We start from the raw sequence: 24,347 nt of genomic DNA, 5'->3' as shown, positions 1-24,347 counted from the left end.
GAAATGGGCCAAGTTTCGGCGAGCGAGCGCGTTATGGCCGGGCGCGACCCGAGCGGGCCATGGGCCCGGCCTCAGCGGGATTCGCGCGCGGTCTCGGCCATGAGGGCGAGCAGGGAGCAGGCGATGGCGAACCGGGCGTCGATTCGCCCCTGGTTCATCGACAGGTCGAGCGTGAACTCCTTCACGAAGAACCGGAACACCTGCTTCACCTTCGCGACTTCCTGCTGGTTGAGCTCGATGTGCCACTTCCCGACGAGGAGCGGGAACATGCGGCGGAGCATCGCGGCGCCGTCCTCCTGCATCAGCCCGACCGGCTGATCCGCGGGGTCGAGGATGTCCCACGTGTCGCGGATGATCGATTTGAGCCCGCGCGAGCGGATGGTGCCGACGCGCTCGCCGGTGCGCGCGTCGAGGACGTCGAGGCACCTGTTGAGGGCGATCACCTGCCGCGAGCGGATCGTGAGCAGCGGCTGCGACTCCGACTCGTCGGCGAAGAGGGTGAACTCCTCACGCAGCTTGAGCAGCGGGTGCTTGACGAAACAGACGAGGGAGCCGTCGGGCGCGTAGACGTGAAACTTGCGGCCGAGCAGCGACCAGAAAGGCCGCTTGATCGTGTAGGTGGGGTGCGCAAACGGTTGAACCGCGAGGCCGCCGTACGCGGCTTGGACCATGGGGCTGGCAGTCTGCATTGGCGTCGAGTAGGCCGGAGCCGAGCGCGTCGGTCAAGCGGCGTGTACCGCTCGGTCCACCGCTCGATTTACCTACTTATTACCTACCGACCTGCCGCCTACCGCTCGATCGGGCCGCGCCCATCGACGGTCATACCCGCCGTGATGGCCTTCACGAGGTCTGGTTTGACGACCTTGCCCATCGCGTTGCGCGGCAGGGTCCGCATGACGAGCGACTCGCGTGGGACCTTGTAGGGCGCGAGTCGCTCCTTCGCCCAGGCGCGGAGCGGTCCGGTGGCGCACTCCGCCTCTCGCCCCGGCGCGGCGACGACGACAGCGACGACGCGCTCTCCCCACGCCTCGTCAGGGATGCCGACCACCGCGACCTCGGCGATCGCGCCGTGCTCGCGCAGCGCCTCCTCGATCTCGAGGGCGGACAGCTTGTACCCGCCGCTCTTGAGGATATCGACCGAGGTCCGCCCGAGGAGCCGGAAGCACCCGTCGCTGGAGCGCTCCGCGACGTCGCCGGTGCGGAACCAGCCGTCCTGGAAGGCCGCGGCGGTGGCGTCCTCGCGCCCGAGGTATCCCTTGAAGACGCTCGGCCCGCGGATCCAGAGCTCGCCTCGCGCGACCGCGCCGCCGCCGTGCCGCGCCGACGGCTCGTCCGGCGGTCGTTCGCCCGGCGCCCACGCCGACGTGTTGCCCGCGTCGTCCGTGATGCGGGCCTCGACGGTCGGCAGCGGGGAGCCGACCCAGCCTGCCCGCCGCGCGCCCGGATCGAGCGGGTTGCTCATGCCGACGCCGATCTCGGTCATCCCGAAGCGCTCGAGCGGGATCGTGCCGGTGAGGTCGCGCCAGCGCTCGGCGAGCGTCACCGGCAGCGCCGCGGAGCCGCTCGTCGCGAGCCGCAGGGCCTGCGCCCCCGCGGCGAACCCGGGCGCGCCGCCCCGGTCGACGTGCTCGAACAGCCGCTGGTACATGGTCGGCACCGCCATGAACGCCGTCACCGAGCGGCGCGCGATCTCGGCGGCGACGCGCTGGGCGTCGAAGCGCGGCAGCATCCTCGTCGCGCTGCCCGCGAGCAGCGACGTCGTGAGCGCGATGGCGACGCCGTGGAGGTGGTGCAGCGGCAGCGCGTGCAGCAGCACGTCCTGATCGGAGAAGCCCCAGGCCGCGCGCAGGAGCTCCGCCTGCACGGCCAGGTTCCGGTGCGTGAGGAGCGCCCCCTTCGGCTTGCCGGTCGTGCCGCTCGTGTAGAGCAGGAGCGCCGGCTCGTCCGCGGCGAGGTCGGAGATCGCCGCGTCCGACCCCGGGGCGGCGCGCTCGAGGTCCTCCACGCGCAGGACGACGCGGCCCTGCGCGATCGGGGCGACGAGGGGGGCGAGGTCGTCGTCGGCGATGATCCTCCGCACGCCGGCGTCGCTCGCGAGCCACGCGAGCTCCGCCGGCGGGTAGAGCGCCGACAGCGGCAGCGCGATCCCGCCGGCGAGGATGGCGCCGAGGAAGGCCGAGACCCACGCCGCGCCGGGCGACACGAGGAGCAGGATCCGCTCCCCCTCCAGGGAGCTCGGGCGCCCTCCCTCGCCCAGGCCGCGCCGCGTGCTGCCCGCGAGCAGCGCGCCGCGGACGCGGAGGGCTCGCTCCAGGAGCGCCGCGAAGGGGGTCTGCCCCCGCTCGTCCTCGACGGCGGTTCGGGCGGACGAGCCGAGCTGAGCGAGCCGTTCGACGAGCGGGGAAGCCATCGCGCGAACTCTCGCACGGCGGACGTGCGCGGAGCCAGGCCGGTTGGTTACACTGCCGCGCCATGAGAGCTTCCTGCCTCCTTGTCAGCGCCTCGCCGCGCCTCGCGATCGCCGCCGGCCTGATCTTGGCCGCGGCGGCGTGCGAGAGCGCGCCGAAGCCCTCCGGGCCTGGCGCCGCCGTCACGGCGGCCACGAGCGTCGAGGCGCCCGTCGAGCCGCCGAAGCCGAAGGGCATGCCCGAGCTGCTCGTCGATTCCATGGGCCCCTACATCGGCGGCCAGCGCGTGGATCTGGCGCAGAAAGAGGGGCCGGAGAAGCTGGCGAAGGTGATCCGTGAGCTGCCGATCGAGGGCAAGCCCGTCACGCTGCTGGCCGAAAAGAGGGCGAAGCCGAGCGCGGTCGCCGCCGTCGTGACGGAGCTCGGCGCGGCCGGCGCGCCGAAGGTCGTGATCAAGACCGACGGGCGCGACGACCTCCCGAAGGAGATCACGGTGGTCCCCGAGGGGCGCGTGTCGAAGCCCCCCGCCTGCGCCGTCAGCACGATGGTGCTGAAGGATCTCGCGACGGCGATTTGGCCGTTCGGCGGCGGCTTGGGCAAGAAGCAGCGCAAGGGGCTCGCCGGCCCGGATCTTTCGAACACCGGCGAGCAGCTCACGAAGGACATCGCCGCGTGCAGCGCGACGGTGGCCTTCTTCTCGGCAGACGACGAGGTGCCCTGGGAGATGGCGCACAACCTGGCGGGCACGCTCATAACTTCCGACGCGAAGAAGAAGCTCGGTACGCTCGTCCTGCTCCGCGCTGCCCCGGTCGCGGGGCGGCCGGTGCAGCTCGGTGGCGGCTGACGTGTGTTGCCCCGGGGGATCCCTCGCCTGGACCGCCGTGCCCTCGGGGCGCGCATCCACTCGAGCGGGAAGGTGGTGCGCTCGGTCTGCATTTTTGCGAACAAGCTGTCGATTGGGGTTGGGGCGAGATGTCGTGTGTGTTCGTTTGAGCGCGGGCAGGGTTGGCGGGGGTGGCCGCGGCACGATCCGGCACACGTGATGGTGCCGCGAGGGCACGGAAATGCGTGGGCGGGCGCTCGCCGATGGGGTCGGCCTGGATCATGAATAGAGCGAGTCGCCGGTCCCCTGCGCCATCGGGGGCGTGACAATCACGGGAGGATGGTTCGGACATGTCGAAGCGACTTCTTGCATCGGCCCGCGCGAACAGGGGCCGAAGTCTCCGTCCTCGGGCCTCCCAGCCGCGCGTGTCGTCGGCGCCGGAGGGGCTGGCCGTCGCGACTCGAGACTCCGCGAGCCCGGTCGCGAGCGACCCGGACGTCGTCGCCGAGGCGGCTGAGCGCTCCGCTGCTCCTGCACAGGCCACCGGCGCCGAGAGTGATGTGCCGGCCGCGCCGCCGGCTCTCGAGGCGCCCGCTGCGCGGCCGGCTCTCGAGGCGCTCGCTGCGTCTCCGTGTTTCGAGGCGCCCGCTGCGCCGCCGGTTCTCGAGGCGCTCGCTGCGCGGCCGGCTCTCGAGGCGCTCGCTGCGTCTCAGTCTCTCGAGGCATCCGCTGCGCCGCCGGTTCTCGAGGCGCTCGCTGTGCCACGGGTCGCGGAGGCGGCCCGCGCTGAGCCGGCCGCCGCTGCCAAGCCGGCCGCCGCTGCTGAGCCGGCGTTCGAGGTGCTCGCCGCGCCGCAGGCCGTTCCAGGCGACACAGGCGACGCGGCGCCCGGCGACGCGCTGGAGCTCGACCCGTCGACCGTGTCTCCACGAGCCGGCTCCCTGGACCAGCCGGCTGCGCTCGCGTCCGCCCCCGACGAGCCGGCGTCCGACGCGGATGCGCTCGATCTCATCGATCCCTCCTCGCCCACCGCGGCGTTCTTCCGGCGCGAGGAGGAGTCGTTCCCGCCGCTCGCCGAGGTGGCCAGCAACCCCGATGATCACGCTGACGAGCGCCTCGTGGTGGTTCATCAGCTGTCGCCCGAGACCCTCGCCCGGCGGGCGCGCCTTCGTCGGATCGTCGCGGGGGTCGCCGGGCTCGCCGGGGTGATCTCCGTGGCGGTTGTCGCCAAGGCCGTGCTCTCGAGCAAGCCGTCCTCGCCTGCGCCGGTCACGATGGCCGCGCCGGCTCCGAGGCCCTCGCCCGTCGAGGCGAAGCTCCTTGCGGCGGCGGGAGCACCCTCTCCGGCTCAGGCAAAGGCGCCCGCGCAGGTCGACCCGGCGCTGACGGAGCCCGCTGCAAAGGGGGCGGGCGCCGTTCCCGATCCGGTGAAGGCGGCCGCCGAAGCGGAGAAGGCCGAGGCGGAGAAGGCTGCGGCAGAGAAGGCTGCGGCAGCGAAGGCCGAAGCGGAGAGGGCTGCGGCGGAGAAGGCCGAAGCGGAGAGGGCTGCGGCGGAGAAGGCCGAGGCGGAGAAAGCCGAGGCGCCGGCGGCCAGCCCGGAGGACGCAGGCAAGCTCAAGAAGGAGGCGCTGAGCTTCCTCAACCGCGGCAGGTACAAGGACGCGATCGAGGCGTCCCGTGCGGCCATCGCGGTCGATCCGACGGACGCGCTGCCCTATCTCTACCTGGGCTCGGCGCTCCAGGACACGGGCAAGTGGAAGGATGGCCTTGCCGCGTACAGCGATTGCGTTCGCAACGCCACGAAGGGCCCCATCCACGAGTGCAGGGCCATGGGCGGCCGCAAGTAGCGCGAGCGCAGGGACATGGGCGGCCGCAAGTAGCGCGAGCGCAGGGCCATGGGCGGTCGCACGCGGCGCTCAGCCCGGGCGGCGAGCGATCTGCGCGAGGAGCGCTGCGGCCGCGGCATAGCCGAACGCCAGGCCCGTGGCGAGGCGGGTCGTGTGCCAGACGGGGTGCAGCCCGAGGTCCTGGGTCGCGACGTCGATCGTCATCAGCGCGGCGAGGGCGATGAGGATCGGGCGCCACGCCGTCATCGCCAGGTGAGGCCGCGCGATCGCTGCGCCCGCCGCGAGCCCGGCGAAGATGCCGGCGCAGCGGCTGCAGAGCGGCATGACGACGCCGTCGAGCGCGAGCGATCGCTCGGGCAGGCGGTGGCACATCGGCGCGAAGACGCGATCGAGCGCGGCTCCGAGCGCTCCGAGCGGCGCGCGGCTCCGCGCCAAAGGGAGGCACCAGGGCAGGGCGCCGAGGAGCACCAGCGTGCAGCGCACAGCCGAGAGCAGCGAGGGCGGTTCGGCTGGGCTCGACTCGCCGGGCGCCCGCGCCGCCGGCCGCCCGTGCCCGGAAGCGCCTGCGGCCACCTCAGCCTCTGTCGGGCGCGCTCTTGCCGAGGTGGCGCATCACCTCTTTCAGATCGCTCCAGACCTCTCGCTTCGCGCCCGGCTGGCGCAGCAGGTAGGCCGGGTGGAACGTGGGCATGATCGGGATCGAGCCCTTGTAGAGCTTCCACGTGCCGCGGAGCTTCGTGATCCCCTCGCTCGTTCCGATCAGCCCCTGCACCGCGGTGGCGCCGAGCGCCACGATCACCTTCGGCTTGATCAGCGCGAGCTGAGCCGTGAGGTAGGGGCTGCAAGCCGCCATCTCGGCCGGCTCCGGCTTCCGGTTCTTCGGCGGCCGGCACTTCACGATGTTGCAGATGTAGACCGCGTCGCGGTGGTACCCCATCGCCGCGATCATCTTGTCGAGCAGCTGCCCCGCCGCGCCGACGAACGGCTGCCCCTGCAGGTCCTCGTCCGCCCCTGGACCCTCGCCGACGAACACGATGTCGGAGCTCGGATCTCCTCGCGAGAACACCGTGTGGGTGCGGCCCTCGTGGAGCGGACACTTCTGGCAGGTGCGGACCTCCTCCGCGATGAGCGAGAGCCGCGCCGCGCGCTCCTCTTTCGTGTCCGGCAGCGGTGCGCTCGCGCGTGCAACCGTCTCGGCGCGAGGCGCTGGTGCGGCGCTCATCGCAGGCCGGGGCGACGGCTCGGGACCCCGCGGCGATTGCGCCGGAGACCACGCCCCCTGCACCTCGGCGCCGCCTCGCTGCTCCGGACGCGGGGAGGCGCCCGCGACGCCGCCGCGCTGCTCCGCTTGCTGCGGGGAGGCGCCCGCGACGCCGCCGCGCTGCTCCGCTTGCTGCGGGGAGGCGCCCGCGACGCCGCCGCGCTGCTCCGCTTGCTGCGGGGAGGCGCCCGCGGCGCCGCCGCGCTGCTCAGGCGGCGAGAATGGCGCGCCGATGCCCCCGCGCGGCACCGGCGGCGAGGGCGCATCCAGCCCGGCGAAAGCGCGCTCCGGCCGCCGAGGGGCCGGAGGAGCGCCGTCCGAAGAAGCCGCGCCCAGCGCCTCGTGGAGCGCCGCAGGATGGCCCGGCATTCCGTCTGCGCCGGTCGCTGCGTGCCATTCCAGGAACGCCCGGACCGAGGCGGTCAGATCGGCGAGCTCTTCGCGCAGCGCTTCGACCATCGTCGTCCCCTCAGTGGCCGCCCTGCTGCGCGAGCCAGCGCTCCGCGTCGAGGGCGGCCATGCAGCCCGTCCCAGCGGCCGTGACGGCCTGGCGGTAGTTCCAGTCCTGCACGTCGCCCGCGGCGAAGACGCCGGGGATGTTCGTGCGCGTCGAGCCGGGCACCGTCTTCAGGTAGCCGTTCGGGTGCGTGTCGAGCTGCCCGACGAACAGATCGGTCATCGGCGTGTGGCCGATCGCGACGAACATCGCCGCCGCCGGCACGAGGTGGCTGTCGCCGGTCTTCGTGTTCTTCACGCGGACGCCCGTCACCATATCGGCCTTCACGTCGAGCACCTCCTCCACCACGTGGCTGTAGAGGATCTTGATCTTCGGGTTCTCGACAACGCGCTGGACCATCGCCTTCGACGCCCGGAACTCGTCGCGGCGGTGCACCAGCGTGACGCTGCTGCAGAGCCCGGACAGGTAGGAGGCCTCCTCCATCGCCGTGTCGCCGCCGCCGATGACGACGACGTCCTGGCCGCGGAAGAGCGCGCCGTCGCACACCGCGCAGGCGCTGACGCCCTTGTTCTTGAGCTTCTCCTCGCTCTCGAGGCCGAGGTAGTTGGCGCGCGCGCCCGTCGCGATCACCACCGCCTTCGCCAGGTAGAGCGTGTCTTCCACCCACACCTTGAAGGGGTGGCCCGTGAGCTCGACCTTGGTCACGTCCGCCGTCACGATCTCCGTGCCCTGATGAGCGGCCTGATCGCGAAAGCGCTGCATCAGCTCCTGGCCGGTGATCTTCTCGGGGAAGCCGGGGTAGTTCTCGACGTCGGTCGTGAACATGAGCTGGCCCCCCGGGATCAGGCCGCCGGCGCTGAAGCCCTCGATGAGGAGCGGCTTCAGGTTGGCGCGCGCCGCGTAGATGGCGGCGGTGAGCCCGGCGGGGCCGGAGCCGATGATGACCAGGTTGCGGACGTTCGATTCACTCATGGTGGAGGCATCTTATAGGCGCGACCGCCTTCCGCGTCGACCGCCCCGGCGGCCCGGCGCGCCTCCCGCTGCGCTGCGGCTCCGCGCCTCCTGCGCGCTACCACGTCTGAGGCACGTCTGAGGCACGTCTGAGGCACGTCTGAGGCACGTCTGAGGCACGTCTGAGGCACGTCTGAGGCACGTCTGAGGCACGTCTGAGGCAGTCGGAGGCACGCCGGTGCCACGTTCGAGCGGCCGCTCGCTCAGAAGCGCATCGTTCCGCTCAGACCGAACTCGTCCAGGCTGCTCTCGAAGCGGCCGCCGTTGACGCTCTGGAGGCTGCGGTAGCCGCTCAGCGCAGCGCCCGATACGGCCTTGAGGCGCCCGTTCCCGCCGTTGTCCAGCGCACCGAAGAACGTGTGCTGAAACGCGGCGGAAATGTCGACCGGCCCGACACGCGCGGTCACCCCGGCCCCGACGCCGATCCGATGGCCGAGGTGGAAATCGAGGTTCAGATCGGCGTCGTCCTGCCCCTTGCTCTCGAAGAAGCCGCCGGCCCGCAGCGCGAGGAGGCCCGGGAGCACGGTGAAGTCGCCGCCGAGCCGGACCCCCAGGACGTCTCGCCATCGGTGCGGGACGTCGGCGTTGGGCGGCACCGTGCCCACGGTCGTGCCGCGCACGGGGATGCCCTTGCGGAACCGGACCTCGATCGCGTCGACCGCGCTGTTGTTGGCCCAGGTGAAGTCGAGCTCCACGTCGAAGAGGTCGTCCACCATCGGGTCGCGGACGCGGGGCCCGGCGGCAGAGGCGAGGCCTGCGCTCGCCGCGCGCCGCGCGTCAGCGCGCGCGCGCGGCCGGTGGTACCGGAGGCCGAGCTTCGCCTCCATGGGGATCGGCATCCTGAGATCGCCCGCGCCCCGCTCCTCGGTGACATTGCACTTCGGCGCCTCGCCCTTGCAGGGGTCCTCGTTTTTGGCCCCGGCCGGCGTCCAGTAGCGAGACTCGATGGTGAGGTCGGTCTTCGCGCGCACGGCGTCCTGCCACTTGAACCATGCGCCCAGATCGAGGTGATCCGTCGCCGCCCAGCGCGCGCCGAGGACGAAGCCGGGGATGAAGAAGTCGCTCGCCTTCGCGCGCGTGCGCAGGTCGCCGTGCGCGTTGAAGTCGTCGCCCCCTTCGGCCGAGAGGGCCTCGCTGAAATTGACGAAATCGATGGCCGCCATGCCCCAGATGAAGCCGGCGCCGATCGAGACCCCCTCCGCCGGGGTGAAGCCGACCGAGAGCGTCGGCATCAACATCAGCGCGTCGAGCGACGTGAGCAGGTAACGCTGGGGCGACGGCTGCATCATGTCGCCGAAGCTCGGGTGCGTGTACCGGAGCGACTCGGGCCATGCCCGCTCGCCGACGCCGTGCGGGCCGAGCACCGCGACGCCGACGGCGAGCGCGTCGCTCAGGCGCAAGGTCGCCGCGAGCTGGGGGTTCGGGAACAGGCCGCCCTCGGCGCACACCTTCGGGTCGGGGCCGCCGTTGCTGCCGGGCGCCGGGATCGCCGTCGTGTAGCTCGGCGGGACGGGTCGCCCGTCCGGGCCGAGCCGCGTGAAGCACTGCGCCAGCTGGATGAAGTGGACGCCGCCGTGGGCGCCGCTCCGCTGCGCGGCGAGCCCCGCCGGGTTGAAGTAGGCGGCGAGCGGATCGTCCGCCCGCGCGACCCACGCCCCGCCGCGGCCGAGCTGGAGCACCCCGATGTCAGGCGAGTCGAGCCCCGAGGACGCGCGCGCCGCGCCGGCGGCCACCATCGCAGCGAACGCGGCGCCCGCGGCGCCGGCAGATCCTCGTCTCATGACCCCCCGTCCCCGCCGCGCGGCGATGCCGGCGGCTCAGGCTCACTTCACCGGAGACGCCTTGAGCGCCGCCTTGCCGTCCTTCACGTAGACCGTGAAGCGCACGCGCGAGCAGTTGTGGCGAGCCACGAGCGCGTCCTTGTTGCGCTGAAGCGTCCCCTTGAACTTCTCGAAGGTGAGCGCGTTCGTGGGCTCCCCGCACTGCTGCTTGACCGACAGGAACTCCTCGTACACGGCGTTCCATTCGGTGAGCTCGTCCGGGTCCGGCGCGCCGTCCTGCCGCGCGGCCGGCGCTTCCGGCGCGCTTGCCGCCTCGGGGAGCGGGTTCGGCGCGGCGGGCGCCCCCGGCGCCCTGGGCGGCGGCGGCGGCGGCGGCGGGCGCCGCGGCGGCGGCGGGCGCCCGGGAGCGCCCGCGGGCTCGAGGGCGGAGATCGCCATCCCCGCGTCCGAGACCTCCTCGATCGCCTCGACCGGCTCCACGGAGTCGCGGGCCGGCGGTGGACCGCTGAGCGGGTGCGAGCCGGGCCGCCGGGTCGGGCCGCGCGGGCTCACCATGGGCTTCGGGTACGACGGGCGCGAGTCGGGGCGCGGCTCGCCGGGGCCGAGCGGCACCGAGAACGCGCTCATCGCCGGCTGCGTCGGGATCGGGCCGAGCACCTGCTCGAGGTCGGCGGCCTTCCGGGGAGCGCCGCCCTTCGCGGCCACCTTCTCGACGCCGTCGTTGATGTCGGCCGCGATCTTCCGGTAGGCGCCGCGGAAGCGGCTCGGCGCCAGCACGTCGACCTCGCCCTTGGAGAAGCGCGTCGCCTCGTTGCGGAAGACATGGAGCGGCCGCGTGTGCTCCAGGAACGAGAGCACGAGGCCGATGGCGGCGGCGCCGAGGACGCCGGCCAGGATCAGCACCGTGGGCACCTCGCTCTTGTCGTCGTTGTTCGCCTTGTCGAGGAAGTTGAGGGGCGAGTCGACCGACGCCGCGAGGCGGCCGACCGCGTAGCCGGCGCCGAGCTCCCACGCCTCGCCGGGCAGCCGCGCGTACACCACGCCGAGGTGCTGGCCGATGACGCGGACCTCCGAGCGCCCCTTCTCGACGTAGTCCTTGTTGTCGTCGAGCAGCTTCAGATCCTGCGTGATCTGGTCGAGGTTCGCCTTGTCGAACCCCTCGGGCGCGCCGGAGGCGACGCGCGCCCCCTCGGCGTAGAAGCCGACGGCGGCGCCTGTGCGCTTCGTGACGGCGCGGGCGAAGGTGTCGTCGATGATCTTGGCGCCGATCACGGCGCCGACCGGCTCGCCGTTGACCTCCTGCTCGACGGGGCGCGCCACGACGCGGAGGATGCGGCCCTTCCAGACCCACGCGTCATCGCGGATCCAGCCGTGGAGAGCGTCGGCGACAAGCGGGTAGCCGCCGAGCTCCCAGTCCTCGCGGTGCTCGAAGTCCACCGACGCCATCACCCGGCCCGTCGCGTCGACGGCCCACACGTGGTCGAACTTGAGCTCCGGCGGCACCTCGGCGGTCGCGCTGCGCAGCGCGGTGCGGGCCTTCTCGCGCAGCTCGGCGCCGGGCTTGGCCTCGGTCGACGACTTGGCGAGCGCCGTCCGCAACGCGGGGTTCAGCGCGACCCGGATGAGCGCGCTGGAGCGCTTCCGGGCGTCATCGTTGAGGAACCACTCGACGGCGCTGGAGTCGGCGCTGAGCGCCTCGCTCATCGCGCGGTGGCTCGAGCGGTTGTAGAGCTGCGCGGCGACGAAGAGGACGAAGACCGCGGCGCCGAGCGCGAGCGCGAGCACCCCGTACCAGAAACGCGACAGCAGCATGGCCTACTTTCCAGCCTCCGCGCTCGGCGCGCCGGACTCACCCACGACGACCGGGTCCTTGATGAACTGCTCGTCCGGTCCGGGCTTCACGACCGCCTCGATGGGCTTCCCGACCGGCTCGCCGTTGAAGTAGCCCTGCAGCGTGTACGTGCCGGCCTCGATCTCCATGGCGAAGTTGCCCTGACGATCCGGGTAGGCGACGGCCACCGCCCTCGGCTCGACGACGATCCACGACCGGACGCTCGGGGCGAGCTGGTCGCGGAGCTCGTATTTGCCGGGTCCCGGCGGTGTCCAGGCGCGGGTCTTGGCGGCGGCGATCTCGACAGGCTGGAGCCCTTTGTTGCCGACGTCGTAGACCTTGTGCGGGAACGGATCCTGGTTCTCGAACTGGATCTGCTGGCCCTCGGCGACGACGATCGTCACGGGGGAGGTGCGGCCGCCCGAGATGACGATCGAGCGCGGCGTCTTGAGCGGCGCGCCCTTCTCGCCCAGCGCGGCGATGCACAGCTCCTTCGGGGCGTAGCCGAAGAGCGCGCGGACATCGGCCCGGACGGTCGGGGACGGCTCGCGGAAGGTGTACCGGTTCGCCTTCGGGTCCTTGGCCTCGTTCCAGACCGGGTTCAGGAGCTTGGGCATGCCCGTCGCCCTGCCCTTGATCGTCACCGCGGCCAGGGCGGCCCCGGGCACGGTGAGGATCGCGAGCGTCAAGGCCAGGCGCCGGACGAAGCGCGAACTGCCGGAGAGGCGGCGCGCGAGGTGGCTTGACGACCCAAACCGCGCTGCGCCGACGAGCGGGCGCCGCTCGTCGTGCTGCGCACCTGCAGATCGAGGGGATCTCGTATCCATCGCAGGGCCGAAGCTACCGGAAGGGGGATGAGAACGGAAACAAAAGCCGGGCCGAGGTTCGCACGCAGACGCCGCACGCAGACGCCGCACGCAGACGCCGCACGCAGACGCCGCACGCAGACGCCGCGCGCCCCGCCCCAGCCGGCACCCACCGGGCTAGGCTCCGCCGTGGCCGGCTGCGTCTACGTCGCCGCGCCCGCGGCCCTGTCCGCCCCCGCGCCTGATGCGGTGTGCCCCATCTTTTGCAGCACCACGCTTCATGCCGCGAGCGGCACGGCGTCGGGCCCCAGGTGGGGCAACCCCCATCCTCCGGTGACCCCACGGTGCGCCAGCCGTGGGCGGCCATGTCGAGGGCATCAAAAAACTGCGGGCCGTATGGACGGCCCGCAGGGGAGAGATGTTCCGTACCGCCGAGGACGTGGGCAGAAGGACTTGAACCCCTAGCATAGCTGCTAGGTGGGAGCCTAAGTACCGCTTCAGGCTTCCCGGTGAATGGTTCCGGGCCTAGCTCACCACGGTATCGTTGTTGGCTCCCTGGTTCTTGCTTACTCGGGATTCAATCGTCCAGCGCCTCACGAAGTCGGCAGAGGGAACAACCATAGGATAGTTCGCTGGGCGGCTCCGTCAACAGCTCGTTCTCACGTTCTCATGTTTTGCGAGTCGCGTTCGTCGCTCGTCGCTTGCCGCTCGCGGTTCGCCGTTCGCCTCGGCCGCACGTGTCTCGTCCGCACGCATCCCCGCATGGTATGGGTAGGGGGGCACGTACGAACTGCGCACGAATTGCGCACGGGTCCTGCACGAGCGCGTGATGCCGTACGGGTAGCCCCGAGCTGGCTGGCGCCTAGCGGGTCGGCGAGCCCGGGTGGGAGAACAGCGCGGCGATGGAGGCATGGACGAGGCCGTTCGATGCCACGATGTTGCCAGTGTGGTAGTTGGGCGGGCCGCTATCGAGTGCGGTGATGACGCCGCCCGCGCCGCGCACGATCGCGCTTCCGGCGGCGACGTCCCACGCATGCAGCCGGCGCTCCCAGTACGCGTCGTAGGTCCCGTCCGCGACCATGCAGAGATCGATGGCCGCGCTGCCGCAACGACGCACGGCCTGAGCGTTGCGCTTGACGGTCATGAAGGCGTCGAAGTTGTTGTCCGGCGCCCTGTCGCGGATCGGCGGGAAGCCGGTCGCTACCATCGCGTGCCGCAATGACGCCGTGGCGCTGACCGCGCATCGCTCGCCGTTGCGGCGCGCCTCTCCGGCGCTCGCCGCCGGCTCCGCCGCGGCGCCGCGCGGCCCTGGCTCGCGCGGCTGGAAGCCCGTCCAGCGGAGCCCGAGCGCGGGCGCGACGACGGCGCCGGCGACGGGCGTGTCGTCCTCCATCAGGCCGACGGACACGCACCAGAACGGATGGCCGTGGACGAAGTTCGTCGTGCCGTCGAGCGGATCGACATACCAGACGAGCCCCCCGCCCGGCGCCGCGCCGCACGCGGCGCTCTGCTCCTCGCCGACGACGGCGACGCCGGGCGTGAGCGCGCCGAGCCGCGCGACGAGCAGCTCCTCGCTCGCCCGGTCGAACTGGGTCACGAGATCGTGCGGCCCCTTCTCCTCCACGCGCAGGCCGCGCGGCCCCGCGCGGAACCCGGCCTGCACGAGCGCGGCTGCCTCCTCGGCGACGCGCAGCGCGATCCCGGAGAGCTCGAGCAGCTCGGCCGACCCGCGCCCGCTCATCGCGCCCCCGCCGACAGCGCGCCGCGGAGCTTCTCGTAGATGCCGCCGAACGCCCCGTTGGACAGGAGCGCGATCGTGTCGCCCTCCCGCGCGTCGCGCGCGATCGCGTCGACGATCGCGTCCACCGAGGCCGCCGCCTCCGCGCGCTGGCCCCCGCGCTCGATGTCGCGCACCAGCCTGTCGAGATCGAGCCGCTCGCCGGCGGCGATGTCCGGGCGCCCGAGCGGCGCCAGCACCACGCGGTCGGCCGCGCCGAAGGCGCGCGCGTAAGGCTCCTGGTGGAGGGCGCGGCACGCGGTCGCGCTGCGCGGCTCGAACACCGCCCACAGCGCGCCGCCCGGGTGCCTCGACCGGAGCGCGCGCAGCGTCTCGTCCACCGCGGTCGGGTGGTGCGCGAAGTCGTCGTAGACGCGGATCCCGCGCGCCTCGAACAGGAGGTCCTGCCGCCGCCGGACGCCCTCGAAGGCGGCGAGCGCCGAGGTCGCGGTCGAGAGCGGCACGCCGAAGCCCTGCGCCGTGGCCGCGATCGCGGCGATGGCGTTGCGCACGTTGTGGTGCCCCGGCATCTTCAGGGCGAAGCGCCCCGCCATGACGCCGCCGGCGTACAGGTCGAACGACTGGCCGCTGGCGTCGGCCTCCACGGGCGCGGCGAGCCAGTGCGGCGGCTTCCCGTGCGTGTCGTCGCCCTCGAGCGCGAACCACGCGACCTCCGCGCGCGCCGATCGCGACACAAGGTCGACGATCCGCGGATCGTGCGCCGCCGCCACGAGGAGCCCGGTCTCCGGGAGCCGCTCGATGAACCCGCGGAACGCCGCCTCGTAGGACGCGGCGTCGGGGTAGATGTCGATGTGGTCGTGCTCCATCGACGTGACGACGCCGACCTCGGGCTGGTAGTGCCAGAACTTCGGCGTCTTTTCGAAGAACGCGGTGTCGTACTCGTCGCCCTCGACGACGAACGGCGTTTTGCGGCGACCTGCGCCCGTCTCGCCGAGGAGCGGCAGGCCGCGGCGGTCGCCCGCCGAGGAGGCGCTCCGGGGCAGCCGGAAGCTCGCCTCGAAGTTCTTCGGCAGGCCGCCGATGAGGAAGCCGGGGTCCCTGCCCGCCTCGTGGAGGATCCACGCGCACATGGAGCTCGTTGTCGTCTTGCCGTGCGTGCCGGCCACGACGAGCGGGGAGCGGCCGGCGAGCATGTGATCCGCGAGCGCGTGCGCCATCGTGGTCACCCGCATGCCCCCCTCGATCGCGGCGCGGGCCTCGGGGTTCGTCGGGCGGCAGACGTTGCCGATGACGACGAGATCGGGCCGAGGGTCGAGGTGCGCGGGATCGAACCCGGTCAGGAGGCGGATGCCCCACCGCTCGAGGGCCGGTCCCATGGGCGGGTAGAACGAGACGTCGGAGCCCGAGACCTCGTGCCCCGCGGCCTTGAAGAGCCCCGCCAGCGCACCCATGCCGGTGCCCGCGACGGCGACGAAGTGGACGTGCATCGCGGCGCAGTGTGCCCGAGCGCCCCGGGGGAGCAAGGGGGCATCCGCGCGAGAGCTCGCCAGACCGTGCTGATCCACGGAGTCGCCGCGCGCCGCGTCCCCGAGGCCTGGAGTCGTGCGCGCGGCCTCGCCGCGGGGAGAAGAGAGCCAGCGCGCCTCGACTCAACATCTCACGCTCCCCGCGCTTACCGGACCTGGCAGACTCCTTGTCTGAACGGTTCATTGAGGAGGCGGCTCGACCGAGAGCGCGGCTCGGCCGAAGAGGCGGCTCGACCGGATCCAAGCAGCCGACTGCCGCGCGATGGGTCGCGTCCACCATCAAGGCGGATCGACGAGCACGAGCGGCCTCAGCCGCTTCAGCGACCGCCGGCCCAGCCCCTTGACCCGGAGCAGGTCGTCGACCTTCCGGAAACGCTTGAGCTTGGCGCGCAGCGCCAGGATCGCCGCCGCCTTCGCTGGGCCGATGCCCGGAAGGCGCAGGAGGTCCGCCTCGGTCGCGAGGTTCAGCACGACCTTTCCATCCGCGGTCACGCCGCCGCCCGCCGCGGCGCCCGCCCCGCCGTCGCCCGGCGGCGGCTCTACGGCTGTGGCCCCCGCGTCGGCGGCAGGCACGGCGGTGGCCTGGGGCGGGGGGCCTCCGGCGGAGGCGAGCGGCGCTGGATCGCCGGCCACCATCGCCAGCCCTGCGGCTGGGTCCGCCGGGCGGGCCGGGTCCGCCGGGCGGGCCGGGAGCAGGCTCAGCGCATGCCCGGAGCCCACGAGCGCCAGCGCGAAGAACCCCGCAACGTAGGCCGCGACCTTGCCGCCCAGCGCGGTCCAGGCCGAGTCCCTCAGCGCTTCCAGCGCCCGCTCCCGCCACGGGCGACCCACCTCGTTGCCTTGCGCTGCATCGGCCGGCCCGGCGGGCGAGCCTGTCCCCTTCGATGTCGCTTGCATCGTGCCGAATCTCCTTTTCGTGCCAAGGACGTCGCCCTCCGCGCACCAGCCGGCGGCGTTCGTCTCCTCGGCGTCGCCGCCAAGCGAGCGGCGTGCCGGCGCGCGTTTGCTTGGAAACCCGAGCAAATCCCGGGTGCCAGGCGCTCCGGGGCCTGGCGCCGCCATGGCGGAGGCGCGCGGCGGGGCCGAAGCGGCGCGGTCGACCTCGCCGCCGGGCGGCCGGGCGCCGTGTCTCGAGCGAGAAGCTCGGCTACCATCAGCGCCCCGGCGCCCGGCGACCGGCGGCATCCGCCACCTGCGCAAGGTGCTCACCACGAGGTCTTATGCCCTACGATCCCCGTCGCTTCGTTGATCCCGGCCCCGCGGGGCGCTCGCGCCGAGGCTTCCTCGGCGGGCTCGTCGCCGGTGCCGCGGGCGCCGCGCTCCTCGGCCCGCGCGCGGCGTTCGCGGAGGCGCCGCTGAGCCTCGCGGCCTCGCCGCCCCCCGGCTTCACGCCGCTCTCCATCCCGGGGAAGATCGTGAAGGTCACGAAGGCGAACTCGATGCAGCCGAACGGCCTCTGGCCCGACGCGTCGGCGGCGAAGATGATGCTCGAGCGGGCCATGGCCGAGCTCACCGGGAAGGCCGACCTCGGGGACGCCTTCGCGCGGTTCGTCCACAAGGACGACCGCGTGGCGATCAAGACCAACGGGATCGCCGGCCAGAAGGGGGCGACCATGGCCACCAACAAGGAGCTCGTGGTCGAGATCGTGCGCGGGGTGCTCGCGGCGGGCGTCCCCGCGGAGAACGTGGAGATCTTCGAGCAGTACCCGTCCTTCCTCGCCGGCACCCGCTGCGCCGACCGCAGCGCCAAGCCCGCGGCCGAGTTCCCGGCCGGGATCCGCGCCGCGGTTCACGAGAACAAGGACGCGGTGATGCAGAGCATCTCGGTCTGCGGCATCCCCACGAAGTTCGTGCGCCCGTTCACCGAGGCGACGGCGGTGATCAACGTCTCGCTGATCAAGGACCACTCGATCTGCGGCTATACCGGCTGCCTCAAGAACATCACCCACGGCGCGACCATCAACCCGCACTCCTTCCACGAGCACACAGCGAGCCCGCAGATCGCGGAGCTCTACGGGCAGGACGTCGTGAAGAGCCGTGTCCGCCTGCACATCACGGACGGCTTCAAGCTCATCTACGACCAGGGCCCGCTCGACAAGAACCCGAAGCGGCGCGTCCTCCACGAGTCGGTCTACGCGACGACGGATCCGGTCGCCATGGACGTGATCGGTTGGGGCGTTGTCGAGACGTGGCGCAAGGAGAACGGGCTGCCCACGCTGAAAGAGGCGAGCCGTGAACCTTCGTACATCCGCATCGCGGGTGAGCTCGGGCTGGGCATCTTCGACAAGAATAAAATCGCGATGCGCGAGGTCGGATTGTAGCGGCGCCGCGGGACCCGCCCGCGTGACCGCCGTCGATGAGATCGCTCGCCGAGGCTCGTGTTGCCCATGTCCTGCTCCAGGCCGACTGCGCGCTCGTCCACACGCCGGGGGATCGCGTCGGCGGTCCCGCTCCTCGCGTCCCTCGCGCTCCTCGCCTGCGGCAGCGCGCCCCCGACGAGGCCCCCGGGATCGCCTCCGACGCCGGCGTCGGTCACCCGCGAAAACCCGGGGGGCGACGCGGCCGACCCTGAGCGGGCCGCGCTCGAGCGGCTGCTTGTCGAGCCCTGGGGGAGGCAGCAGGACCGGTTCAAAACGCTCGACGTGCCCCTCGTCGACTGGAAGAGCTGGCGCAGGGTGCGGATCTTGACCTACCCGACGCGCGCGACCTTCCGGTACGGCGACGAGCACTACGCCGCCCTGTCGCTCCTCTACACGGACACCTCGGGGCCGAGCGATCCCGACAGCTGCCTCGACGAGTTCTGGACCAAGACCGCGCCGCTCGCCGACGGTTATGGCGTGCGGCTCGGGGAGGCGCAGATCATCCGGACGACGCAGGAGATCGACGGCGAGGTGCGGCCGCTCGTGTTCAAGGTCCTCCAGGGCAGCGTCGAGTCGGTGCTCGCGAGCGACGAGTACGTCGGAGCGATCGCCGTCTACGAGTCGTGGCCAGGGACGTGCCTCGTGGCCGCGATGGCGGTCAAGGCGAGCCAGCACCCCGAGCTCGCGCGCCGGGTGCGCGACCGCTGGATCGACGAGGGCGCCCCGAAGCTCAGGTGGACCTCCCGCATCACCGAGGCGCCCGCCACCAGCGCGCGGTAGCGCCGCCGTCGCGAAGATCGCAGCGACGCCCGTCGCGGCGATCTTCGCGACGGCGGCGTGGCGCCCCGCGGGATCAAGGTCCCGTCGGCCCCTCGCTCTCTGCGGCCTCCAGCGACCACGGCGCGCCCTGAGCCACGCTGTGGCAAACGACGGAGACGGCCCCGATGAGCAGGGCGATGGCGACCATCCAGGGGACCCGGAGCGGCGGCAGGACGCTGCTGTCCAGCACGACCTCGCTCTGCCGGTCGCACGATGCGGGAGCGGGCTCGACGACCGCGCCTGGCGACGTGGTGCTGCCGAGATCGTTCGCCGGCTTCGCCAGCATGGCGGCCATGGTCGTCTGATCCATCGCGCAGCGAAGCGGGGCCGCGACCGCGCCCACATCGCTCCGCTTCACGATGGCGCTCCGCTCGGACGGCGGCGGGATGGGGAACGCCGGCAGCGACTCCGGCGACTTCAGGGAGACCGGCATCTGCACGAGCGCGGAGAACGCTTCCATCATCTCCCTGCCCGACTGGAACCGCGCGTCGGGATCGAACTCGAACGTCCTGGCGAAGAACGCGTCGATCCCGGGCGGGAGCTCCGGCGCGAGCGCGGACGCCTTCGGGAACGACGTCTGGCAGATGTGCCTGACGAGCTCATTGATGTTGGCGCCCGCGAAAGGACACTGGCCGGTGATCGCGCGGTAGAGGATCACCGCCATCGACCAGAGATCGCTCCTGTAATCGACCTGCTTGGGCGCCATGGTCTGCTCGGGGCTCATGTACCTGGGCGTCCCGAGGACCATGCCCGTCTTCGTGATCCGATCGCGCGAGCAGGACGACTTCGCGACGCCGAAATCGACGACCTTGACCAGATCGTCGCCGGCCGAAGATGTGATGAAGATGTTCCCCGGCTTCAGATCCCGGTGGATCACCCCCGCGGCGTGGATCGCGTCGAGGGCTTTGCCGAGCTGCGTGAACAAGGTCGTCGCCTGCGCGAGCGGGAGCCGCTCCTCGCGCTCGAGGCGACGATTCAAGTCCTCTCCCTCGAGGTACTCCATCACGATGAACGCGCAGCCGCGATCGACGCCGTAATCGTAGGTCTCGACGACGTAGGGGCTCCGGACACGCGCGGACGCGCGCGCCTCGCGCTCGAAGCGGGCGATGAGCTCCGGCTCCGTCGCCGCGAAGCTCCGGATGAACTTGATGACGACCCGCCGTCTGAGCTTGATATCGAAGCCCAGCCACAGATCACCCATCCCACCGCCGCCGAGCCTGCGCTCGAGGCGGTACTTGTCCATGATGGCACGACCTTCAGCAGTCTCCTGCATGGCTCCGCACCTGCCACCCAATGCTCTAGCCTGGGACAAGTGATCACCCGATTCCTGTCGAAGGGTCCACCCCAGATACTACGCCTGATCAAACTATAGAGCAATCCGTCCGGACGGTGAGCTGAAAACGTCCCGAAATAGAGCGCAGCTCACAGAGAATGAGCGTATCGCGCCGAAACGCTCGTGGCGCTCGTGTGACTTGATGTGACTTGATGTGACTTGAGGTGAATCGATGTCTGTCGAGGTACGGCAGACTGCGATTATAGAATGTCGAAGGGGTAGGCGCGATCCGCATACGCTCGCACCGCGATGGCCTTGCGCAGCTCGTCGTCGTTCTTCTGGAAGTCAGCGACGTGCTGCCTCAGCCGCTTCTGCGCGATGCCGGTGAACACGGTCGTGAGATCGATCTCCCTCCGTGCCCCGTCCTCCCCGCGCCGCTCGATGGCCCGGGTCGTGCGCGAGATGCACGCGGCCATGCAGTAGAGGTCCATGGCCATCTCCGCGATGCGGCGCTGCGCATACTGCATCTCCGCGATCTCCCGCCCGTGCTTCCTGAGCATGTCCTCGCTGTGGGTGGCGAGCTCGGCGGTGCAGTCCTCGAAGATCACCGCCTCCCGGCTGAGCAGCGGGTGCGCCTTCGACATCCGCTCGCGCCCGAGCACCGAGCGCGCCTTGCGGAGCGCGAAGTCGCTGAGCAGCCCGAAGCCCTTGATGGGCTCTCGCATCGCCTTCGCGACGTCGGCGAGCGCCTTGCCCGGGCCGCTCATCCCGGAGAGCGCCATGAAGCAGCGCAAGATCTCGTTCGTCCCCTCGAAGATCATGTTGATCCGCGCGTCGCGCAGGTGCCGCTCGTAGGGGTACTCCTCCATGTAGCCGATGCCGGCCGCGATCTGGAGCGTCTCGTTGACCACGAACCACAGGGTCTCGCTCCCCATGACCTTGCAGATCGCGCTCTCGATCGAGAAGTCGGGGACCTTGGCGTCGACGAGGCTCGCCGTCAGGTAGGTGACGGACTCGAGCGCGTATGTGTGCGCCAGCATCGTCGCGATCTTGTCCTTGATGAGCCCGAAGTCGCCGATGCTCCGGCCGAACGCGCGCCGCTCCTGGACCCGGTCGAGCGCCATCCGGATCAGCGTGTTGCACGCGCCCACGCACCCCGCCGAGAGCCCGAGGCGCCCGTTGTTGAGCACCTCGACGGCGACCTTGAAGCCCTTGCCGACCTCGCCCAGCACGTTCTCGCGCGGCACCCGCACGTCGTCGAAGAAGAGCTCCGTCGTCGACGAGCCCCGGATACCGAGCTTCTGCTCGTTCGGCCCGTTCTTCACGCCCATGCCCCGCTCCACGATGAAGGCGGTGAGCTTCGGCTTCTTCCCCTCCTCGAGCGCGGAGGTCCGGGCGAACACCGTGAAGACGTCGGCGATGCCGCCGTTCGTGATCCAGATCTTCGACCCGTTCAGGGTGTAATACGAGCCGTCGGGCGACACCTCGGCGCGGGTCCTGATCGCCGCGGCGTCCGAGCCGGCGCCCGGCTCCGTCAGCGCGAAGGCCGCCATCCACTCGCCGGTCGCGAGCTTCGGGAGATAGCGTTGCTTTTGGTCCTCCGTCCCGAAGAGCTGGATCGCCTTGAAGCCGATCGACTGGTGTGCGCCGAGGGTGACGGCGATCGACGCGTCGAGCCCGCCGATCTCCTGCATCACGCGCGCATACGCCATGTTGCTGAGGTTGACGCCGCCGTGCTCGGCCGAGATCTGCAGGCCCATCAAGCCGAGCCGCTTCATCTCGGCCAAGAGGCCGGGATCGATGGTGTGCTCCCGGTCGATCCGGCCGCTGTCGACGCTCGACGCGAAGAACCTCCGCACGCTGTCGAGCATCATCGACGTCGTCTCCCGATCCTCGGCGGGCATCTCGGGATACGGGAAGATGATGTCCTCGGCGATGATGCCGTGGAAGAGGGCCTTCATGAAGCTCTGCTCGATCGTGGGAGGCATCGGACCGTCCTTTCCGGGCGCAGGCCGCTCGGCCTCCACGGGAGCGCGCGGCGCGCCCGGCCTGCTCAGTGGGTTTTTCGCGGAGTCCGTACGGACTCCGCCGGGCTCTCGTCCTTCACGGGCCCCCCGGCCTCGTCCACGCCCGCGGGCAGGGGCCCGCCCCGCGCGCTCGACGAGGGCGGCGGGGCAGCGCCTCGCGCGCTCGATGACGGCGGTGGGGAAGCGCCGCGCGCGCTCGACGAGGACGGCGGGGCAGCGCTCCCGTCCCGCGCCGGCGCGCTGGACGCCGGGACGGGCGTGGGCGTGGCGGGACGCGTGGGGTGCGGCGTGACCGTCGGCGGCGCAGGTGTGTGCCCGGCGCGATCGCTCTCGCGCTGCCACGGGTACTTGATGCGCCCGTGGTACATGTTGACCAGCGTCGACGCCATCCGGCTCGTCATGATGCGCAGGTCCTCGATCGTCAGCCCAGATTGATCGAGCTGGCCGGACGCGAGCTTCGAGAACATCACCCGCTGGATCATCTCCTCGAACTTCTTGTGCTCGGGCGGCCAGATGGTCCGCGACGCCGCCTCGATCGAGTCGACGAGCATCAGGATGGCCGTCTCCTTCGTCTGCGGCTTCATGCCGGGGTAGCGGAAGTGCTCCTGCGTCAGATCCTTCGGGTTCCCGTGCTCGACGCACTTGTGCCAGAAATACTCGACGACCTGCGTGCCGTGGTGGGTGTACGCGAACTCGACCACCGGCTCGGGGATGTTGCCCTCGCGCAGGATCTTCGTACCCATCACCACGTGCGCCATGATCGCGTCGGCGCTCACCTCCGGCTCGAGATCCTCGTGCGGCGATCGCTCGCCGGGCGCGAGGTTCTCGATGAAGTACTTCGGCTGCACCGTCTTGCCGAGGTCGTGGTAGTAGGCGCCCACGCGCGTCAGCAGGGCGTCGGCGCCGATCGCCGCGGCCGAGGCCTCGGCGAGGTTCGCCATCGCGCGCGCGTGCTCCCAGCTGCCCGGCGCCTCCGCCGCCATCTTCTTGAGCAGCGGCTGCTCGAGGTCGGTGAGATCGAGCAGCTTGTCGCGGGGCACGTGCCCCATCGCCCGCTCGGCCGGCTCCCGGAGGCTCCGACCGAGCATGCCGACGAGCAGCCCCCCGCCGATGCAGGCCAGCACGTTGGACCCGAGCCAGCGCTTCAGATCGGCGCCGAGATCGAAGCTCCCCTCGAACAGCACGGTCAGCGCGATGAACCCGATCGCGCCGGCGACGCCCGCCAGGCTGCACGCGACGAGCAGCTGCCTGGAGCCCTTGCGCTTGAAGAAGAACATCGTCGCGGCGATGCCGCGCACGAGCAGCACCGACAGGAGGACCACGTCGAACCGGAGCAGCGATGACGCGATGAACGCCACGCCGACCTCGACGAGGAACGCGGTCCGCCGATCGAACGCGATCGCCACCCAGAGCGGGAGCGCCGCGACCGGCATCCAGAACTCGGGCAGCGCCGTGAAGAGAAGGAGGGCCTTCGCGACGATCAGCGAGCCCGTCATCAGGACGAACATGCCCACCTGCGTACGGAGCAGCCGCACCCGGTTCTGCCCGAAGCGGCGCAGGTAGACCGTCAACATCAGGCAGACGATGAGGTAGATGGCGTACATGCTCGCGACGCGCGCGCCGAGCCCGGGCCGCCGCATGCGCCGCACCGTCTCGTACGCCATCGCGGCGTCGTGATCCTCGTTGTGCTCCGAGAGGACCGTGCCGCGCGGCACGATGACGCGCCGGTGCTCGTACGAGAGCGTGAAGCTCCCGTCGTGCGTGTCGCGCACGATCCGCGGCCCGTACGGGACCCGCAGCGTCACGGGCGCGGGCTTGCCCATCTCGGGGCTGAGCGCAGGGATGAAGAGCTCGCCCACGCCGAGCACGGCGAAGCACGCCGCGAAGAGGGCGCTCAAGACGAAGCCGGCGAGGGGACCTGCCCGGATACGCGTGCGCAGCATGGAACCGCTCGGTCTCGTCCGCTGGGTGCAGCCTGAGAAACGGTTGACAGGGCACGCTCGCGCGTCTCCCCGCCGCCACCGGACGACCGCGGGGGCCGCCGATGTCGATGTGTAGGCGGGACCCTAGCAAAGAAGCGAGGCCGAGTCAGCGGCGCGCGGAGCACGGCCCCCGGCGCGCCGATCCCCTGACGGCCTCCGTTCTCCCCGCTCCCCCGGTTCCCTCGGAGCCCTCTGTCCCCCATGGTTCCCGCTGACGCCCTACCTACCTACCCGCGCGCGGGGCGGCCGCCTGGAAGCCGACCCCCGGAGCCGAATGTCGACGCCGGTGCGCCGTCCAACGCCGGCGCGCGCTCGCCGGTCCAGCCGGCGTTGGAGGAGCGCGACGCGCCGGACCACCCTCGCGATGTTCCAATTGCTCCTGGAAAACATCGATTCG

The 24,347-nt window shown here is 71.5% G+C and carries 18 protein-coding genes and 1 other RNA gene; 4 read left to right on the top strand and 15 right to left on the bottom strand.

The window, feature by feature from the left end; genetic code table 11:
* Positions 1-71: 71 nt before the first annotated feature.
* Together WME90_RS40150 and WME90_RS40145 are read right to left on the bottom strand one after the other, a co-directional pair.
* Positions 72-671: a hypothetical protein gene (locus tag WME90_RS40150; RefSeq protein WP_437277369.1), complete on the bottom strand. Its 600-nt coding sequence runs from the start codon at positions 669-671 to the stop codon at positions 72-74.
* Positions 672-787: 116 nt separating this feature from the next.
* Positions 788-2,410 carry an AMP-binding protein gene (locus WME90_RS40145; protein WP_437277368.1) on the bottom strand — a complete coding sequence of 541 codons (1,623 nt, stop codon included), beginning with the start codon at positions 2,408-2,410 and terminating at the stop codon, positions 788-790.
* 62 nt (positions 2,411-2,472) lie between these two features.
* On the opposite strand from WME90_RS40145, the gene WME90_RS40140 reads away from it, so the two are divergent.
* Together WME90_RS40140 and WME90_RS40135 are read left to right on the top strand one after the other, a co-directional pair.
* Complete coding sequence (locus tag WME90_RS40140) at positions 2,473-3,252, top strand: biopolymer transporter ExbD (RefSeq protein ID WP_437277367.1); 780 nt, start codon at positions 2,473-2,475, stop codon at positions 3,250-3,252.
* A 737-nt stretch (positions 3,253-3,989) separates the two neighbouring features.
* Complete coding sequence (locus tag WME90_RS40135; protein ID WP_437277366.1) at positions 3,990-5,078, top strand: hypothetical protein; 1,089 nt, start codon at positions 3,990-3,992, stop codon at positions 5,076-5,078.
* Positions 5,079-5,147: 69 nt separating this feature from the next.
* Here WME90_RS40135 and WME90_RS40130 read toward each other — a convergent pair whose 3' ends face one another.
* From WME90_RS40130 to WME90_RS40085, 10 genes are all read right to left on the bottom strand, one after another.
* Positions 5,148-5,651, bottom strand: coding sequence for a DUF2085 domain-containing protein (locus WME90_RS40130; protein ID WP_437277365.1), 504 nt, complete (start codon positions 5,649-5,651; stop codon positions 5,148-5,150).
* 1 nt (position 5,652) lies between these two features.
* Positions 5,653-6,798 carry a uracil-DNA glycosylase family protein gene (locus WME90_RS40125; protein ID WP_437277364.1) on the bottom strand — a complete coding sequence of 382 codons (1,146 nt, stop codon included), beginning with the start codon at positions 6,796-6,798 and terminating at the stop codon, positions 5,653-5,655.
* A gap of 10 nt (positions 6,799-6,808) precedes the next feature.
* The gene (trxB, locus tag WME90_RS40120) at positions 6,809-7,768 is read right to left on the bottom strand and encodes a thioredoxin-disulfide reductase (RefSeq protein ID WP_437277363.1); all 960 of its coding nucleotides are present in this window, start codon (positions 7,766-7,768) and stop codon (positions 6,809-6,811) included.
* 242 nt (positions 7,769-8,010) lie between these two features.
* Positions 8,011-9,588: an OmpP1/FadL family transporter gene (locus WME90_RS40115; RefSeq protein ID WP_437277362.1), complete on the bottom strand. Its 1,578-nt coding sequence runs from the start codon at positions 9,586-9,588 to the stop codon at positions 8,011-8,013.
* 42 nt (positions 9,589-9,630) lie between these two features.
* Positions 9,631-11,400 (bottom strand): MXAN_5187 family protein, encoded by a 1,770-nt coding sequence (locus tag WME90_RS40110; protein WP_437277361.1) that lies wholly within the window; start codon positions 11,398-11,400, stop codon positions 9,631-9,633.
* Between the two features lie 3 nt (positions 11,401-11,403).
* Positions 11,404-12,108, bottom strand: a complete 705-nt coding sequence (locus WME90_RS40105) for a cupredoxin domain-containing protein (RefSeq protein ID WP_437277360.1) — start codon at positions 12,106-12,108, stop codon at positions 11,404-11,406.
* A 538-nt stretch (positions 12,109-12,646) separates the two neighbouring features.
* Positions 12,647-12,839, bottom strand: a non-coding RNA gene (gene ssrS / locus WME90_RS40100) — 6S RNA.
* Between the two features lie 248 nt (positions 12,840-13,087).
* Entirely contained in the window at positions 13,088-13,966 is an 879-nt protein-coding gene (locus WME90_RS40095) for an inositol monophosphatase family protein (protein ID WP_437277359.1), read from the bottom strand.
* A complete protein-coding gene (locus WME90_RS40090) occupies positions 13,963-15,450 on the bottom strand; it encodes a UDP-N-acetylmuramate--L-alanine ligase (RefSeq protein WP_437277358.1) in 1,488 nt (495 codons plus the stop codon). The genes WME90_RS40095 and WME90_RS40090 overlap by 4 nt, the downstream gene beginning before the upstream one ends.
* A gap of 318 nt (positions 15,451-15,768) precedes the next feature.
* Complete coding sequence (locus WME90_RS40085; RefSeq protein WP_437277357.1) at positions 15,769-16,386, bottom strand: ComEA family DNA-binding protein; 618 nt, start codon at positions 16,384-16,386, stop codon at positions 15,769-15,771.
* Positions 16,387-16,709: 323 nt separating this feature from the next.
* Here WME90_RS40085 and WME90_RS40080 point away from each other — a divergent pair, with 323 nt between their 5' ends.
* Positions 16,710-17,810, top strand: coding sequence for a DUF362 domain-containing protein (locus tag WME90_RS40080; RefSeq protein WP_437277356.1), 1,101 nt, complete (start codon positions 16,710-16,712; stop codon positions 17,808-17,810).
* A gap of 66 nt (positions 17,811-17,876) precedes the next feature.
* Positions 17,877-18,629 (top strand): hypothetical protein, encoded by a 753-nt coding sequence (locus WME90_RS40075; RefSeq protein WP_437277355.1) that lies wholly within the window; start codon positions 17,877-17,879, stop codon positions 18,627-18,629.
* A 73-nt stretch (positions 18,630-18,702) separates the two neighbouring features.
* On the opposite strand, the gene WME90_RS40070 is transcribed toward WME90_RS40075, so the two are convergent.
* From WME90_RS40070 to WME90_RS40060, 3 genes are all read right to left on the bottom strand, one after another.
* Positions 18,703-19,941, bottom strand: coding sequence for a serine/threonine-protein kinase (locus WME90_RS40070; RefSeq protein ID WP_437277354.1), 1,239 nt, complete (start codon positions 19,939-19,941; stop codon positions 18,703-18,705).
* Positions 19,942-20,201: 260 nt separating this feature from the next.
* Positions 20,202-21,929 (bottom strand): acyl-CoA dehydrogenase family protein, encoded by a 1,728-nt coding sequence (locus WME90_RS40065; protein WP_437277353.1) that lies wholly within the window; start codon positions 21,927-21,929, stop codon positions 20,202-20,204.
* Between the two features lie 65 nt (positions 21,930-21,994).
* Positions 21,995-23,911 (bottom strand): HDIG domain-containing metalloprotein, encoded by a 1,917-nt coding sequence (locus WME90_RS40060; protein WP_437277352.1) that lies wholly within the window; start codon positions 23,909-23,911, stop codon positions 21,995-21,997.
* Positions 23,912-24,347: the final 436 nt, after the last annotated feature.

The organism is Sorangium sp. So ce375 (genome assembly GCF_051473855.1).
GTDB lineage: Bacteria > Myxococcota_A > Polyangia > Polyangiales > Polyangiaceae > Sorangium.
This window is presented reverse-complemented; position numbering and strand designations above follow the sequence as displayed.

Coding starts and splice junctions, on each gene's coding strand:
- WME90_RS40150 (WP_437277369.1), bottom strand. CDS start 671: ATGGTCCAAGCCGCGTACGGCGGCCTCGCGGTTCAACCGTTTGCGCAC.
- WME90_RS40145 (WP_437277368.1), bottom strand. CDS start 2,410: ATGGCTTCCCCGCTCGTCGAACGGCTCGCTCAGCTCGGCTCGTCCGCC.
- WME90_RS40140 (WP_437277367.1), top strand. CDS start 2,473: ATGAGAGCTTCCTGCCTCCTTGTCAGCGCCTCGCCGCGCCTCGCGATC.
- WME90_RS40125 (WP_437277364.1), bottom strand. CDS start 6,798: ATGGTCGAAGCGCTGCGCGAAGAGCTCGCCGATCTGACCGCCTCGGTC.
- trxB (WP_437277363.1), bottom strand. CDS start 7,768: ATGAGTGAATCGAACGTCCGCAACCTGGTCATCATCGGCTCCGGCCCC.
- WME90_RS40115 (WP_437277362.1), bottom strand. CDS start 9,588: ATGAGACGAGGATCTGCCGGCGCCGCGGGCGCCGCGTTCGCTGCGATG.
- WME90_RS40110 (WP_437277361.1), bottom strand. CDS start 11,400: ATGCTGCTGTCGCGTTTCTGGTACGGGGTGCTCGCGCTCGCGCTCGGC.
- WME90_RS40095 (WP_437277359.1), bottom strand. CDS start 13,966: ATGAGCGGGCGCGGGTCGGCCGAGCTGCTCGAGCTCTCCGGGATCGCG.
- WME90_RS40090 (WP_437277358.1), bottom strand. CDS start 15,450: ATGCACGTCCACTTCGTCGCCGTCGCGGGCACCGGCATGGGTGCGCTG.
- WME90_RS40085 (WP_437277357.1), bottom strand. CDS start 16,386: ATGCAAGCGACATCGAAGGGGACAGGCTCGCCCGCCGGGCCGGCCGAT.
- WME90_RS40080 (WP_437277356.1), top strand. CDS start 16,710: ATGCCCTACGATCCCCGTCGCTTCGTTGATCCCGGCCCCGCGGGGCGC.
- WME90_RS40075 (WP_437277355.1), top strand. CDS start 17,877: ATGTCCTGCTCCAGGCCGACTGCGCGCTCGTCCACACGCCGGGGGATC.
- WME90_RS40070 (WP_437277354.1), bottom strand. CDS start 19,941: ATGCAGGAGACTGCTGAAGGTCGTGCCATCATGGACAAGTACCGCCTC.
- WME90_RS40065 (WP_437277353.1), bottom strand. CDS start 21,929: ATGCCTCCCACGATCGAGCAGAGCTTCATGAAGGCCCTCTTCCACGGC.
- WME90_RS40060 (WP_437277352.1), bottom strand. CDS start 23,911: ATGCTGCGCACGCGTATCCGGGCAGGTCCCCTCGCCGGCTTCGTCTTG.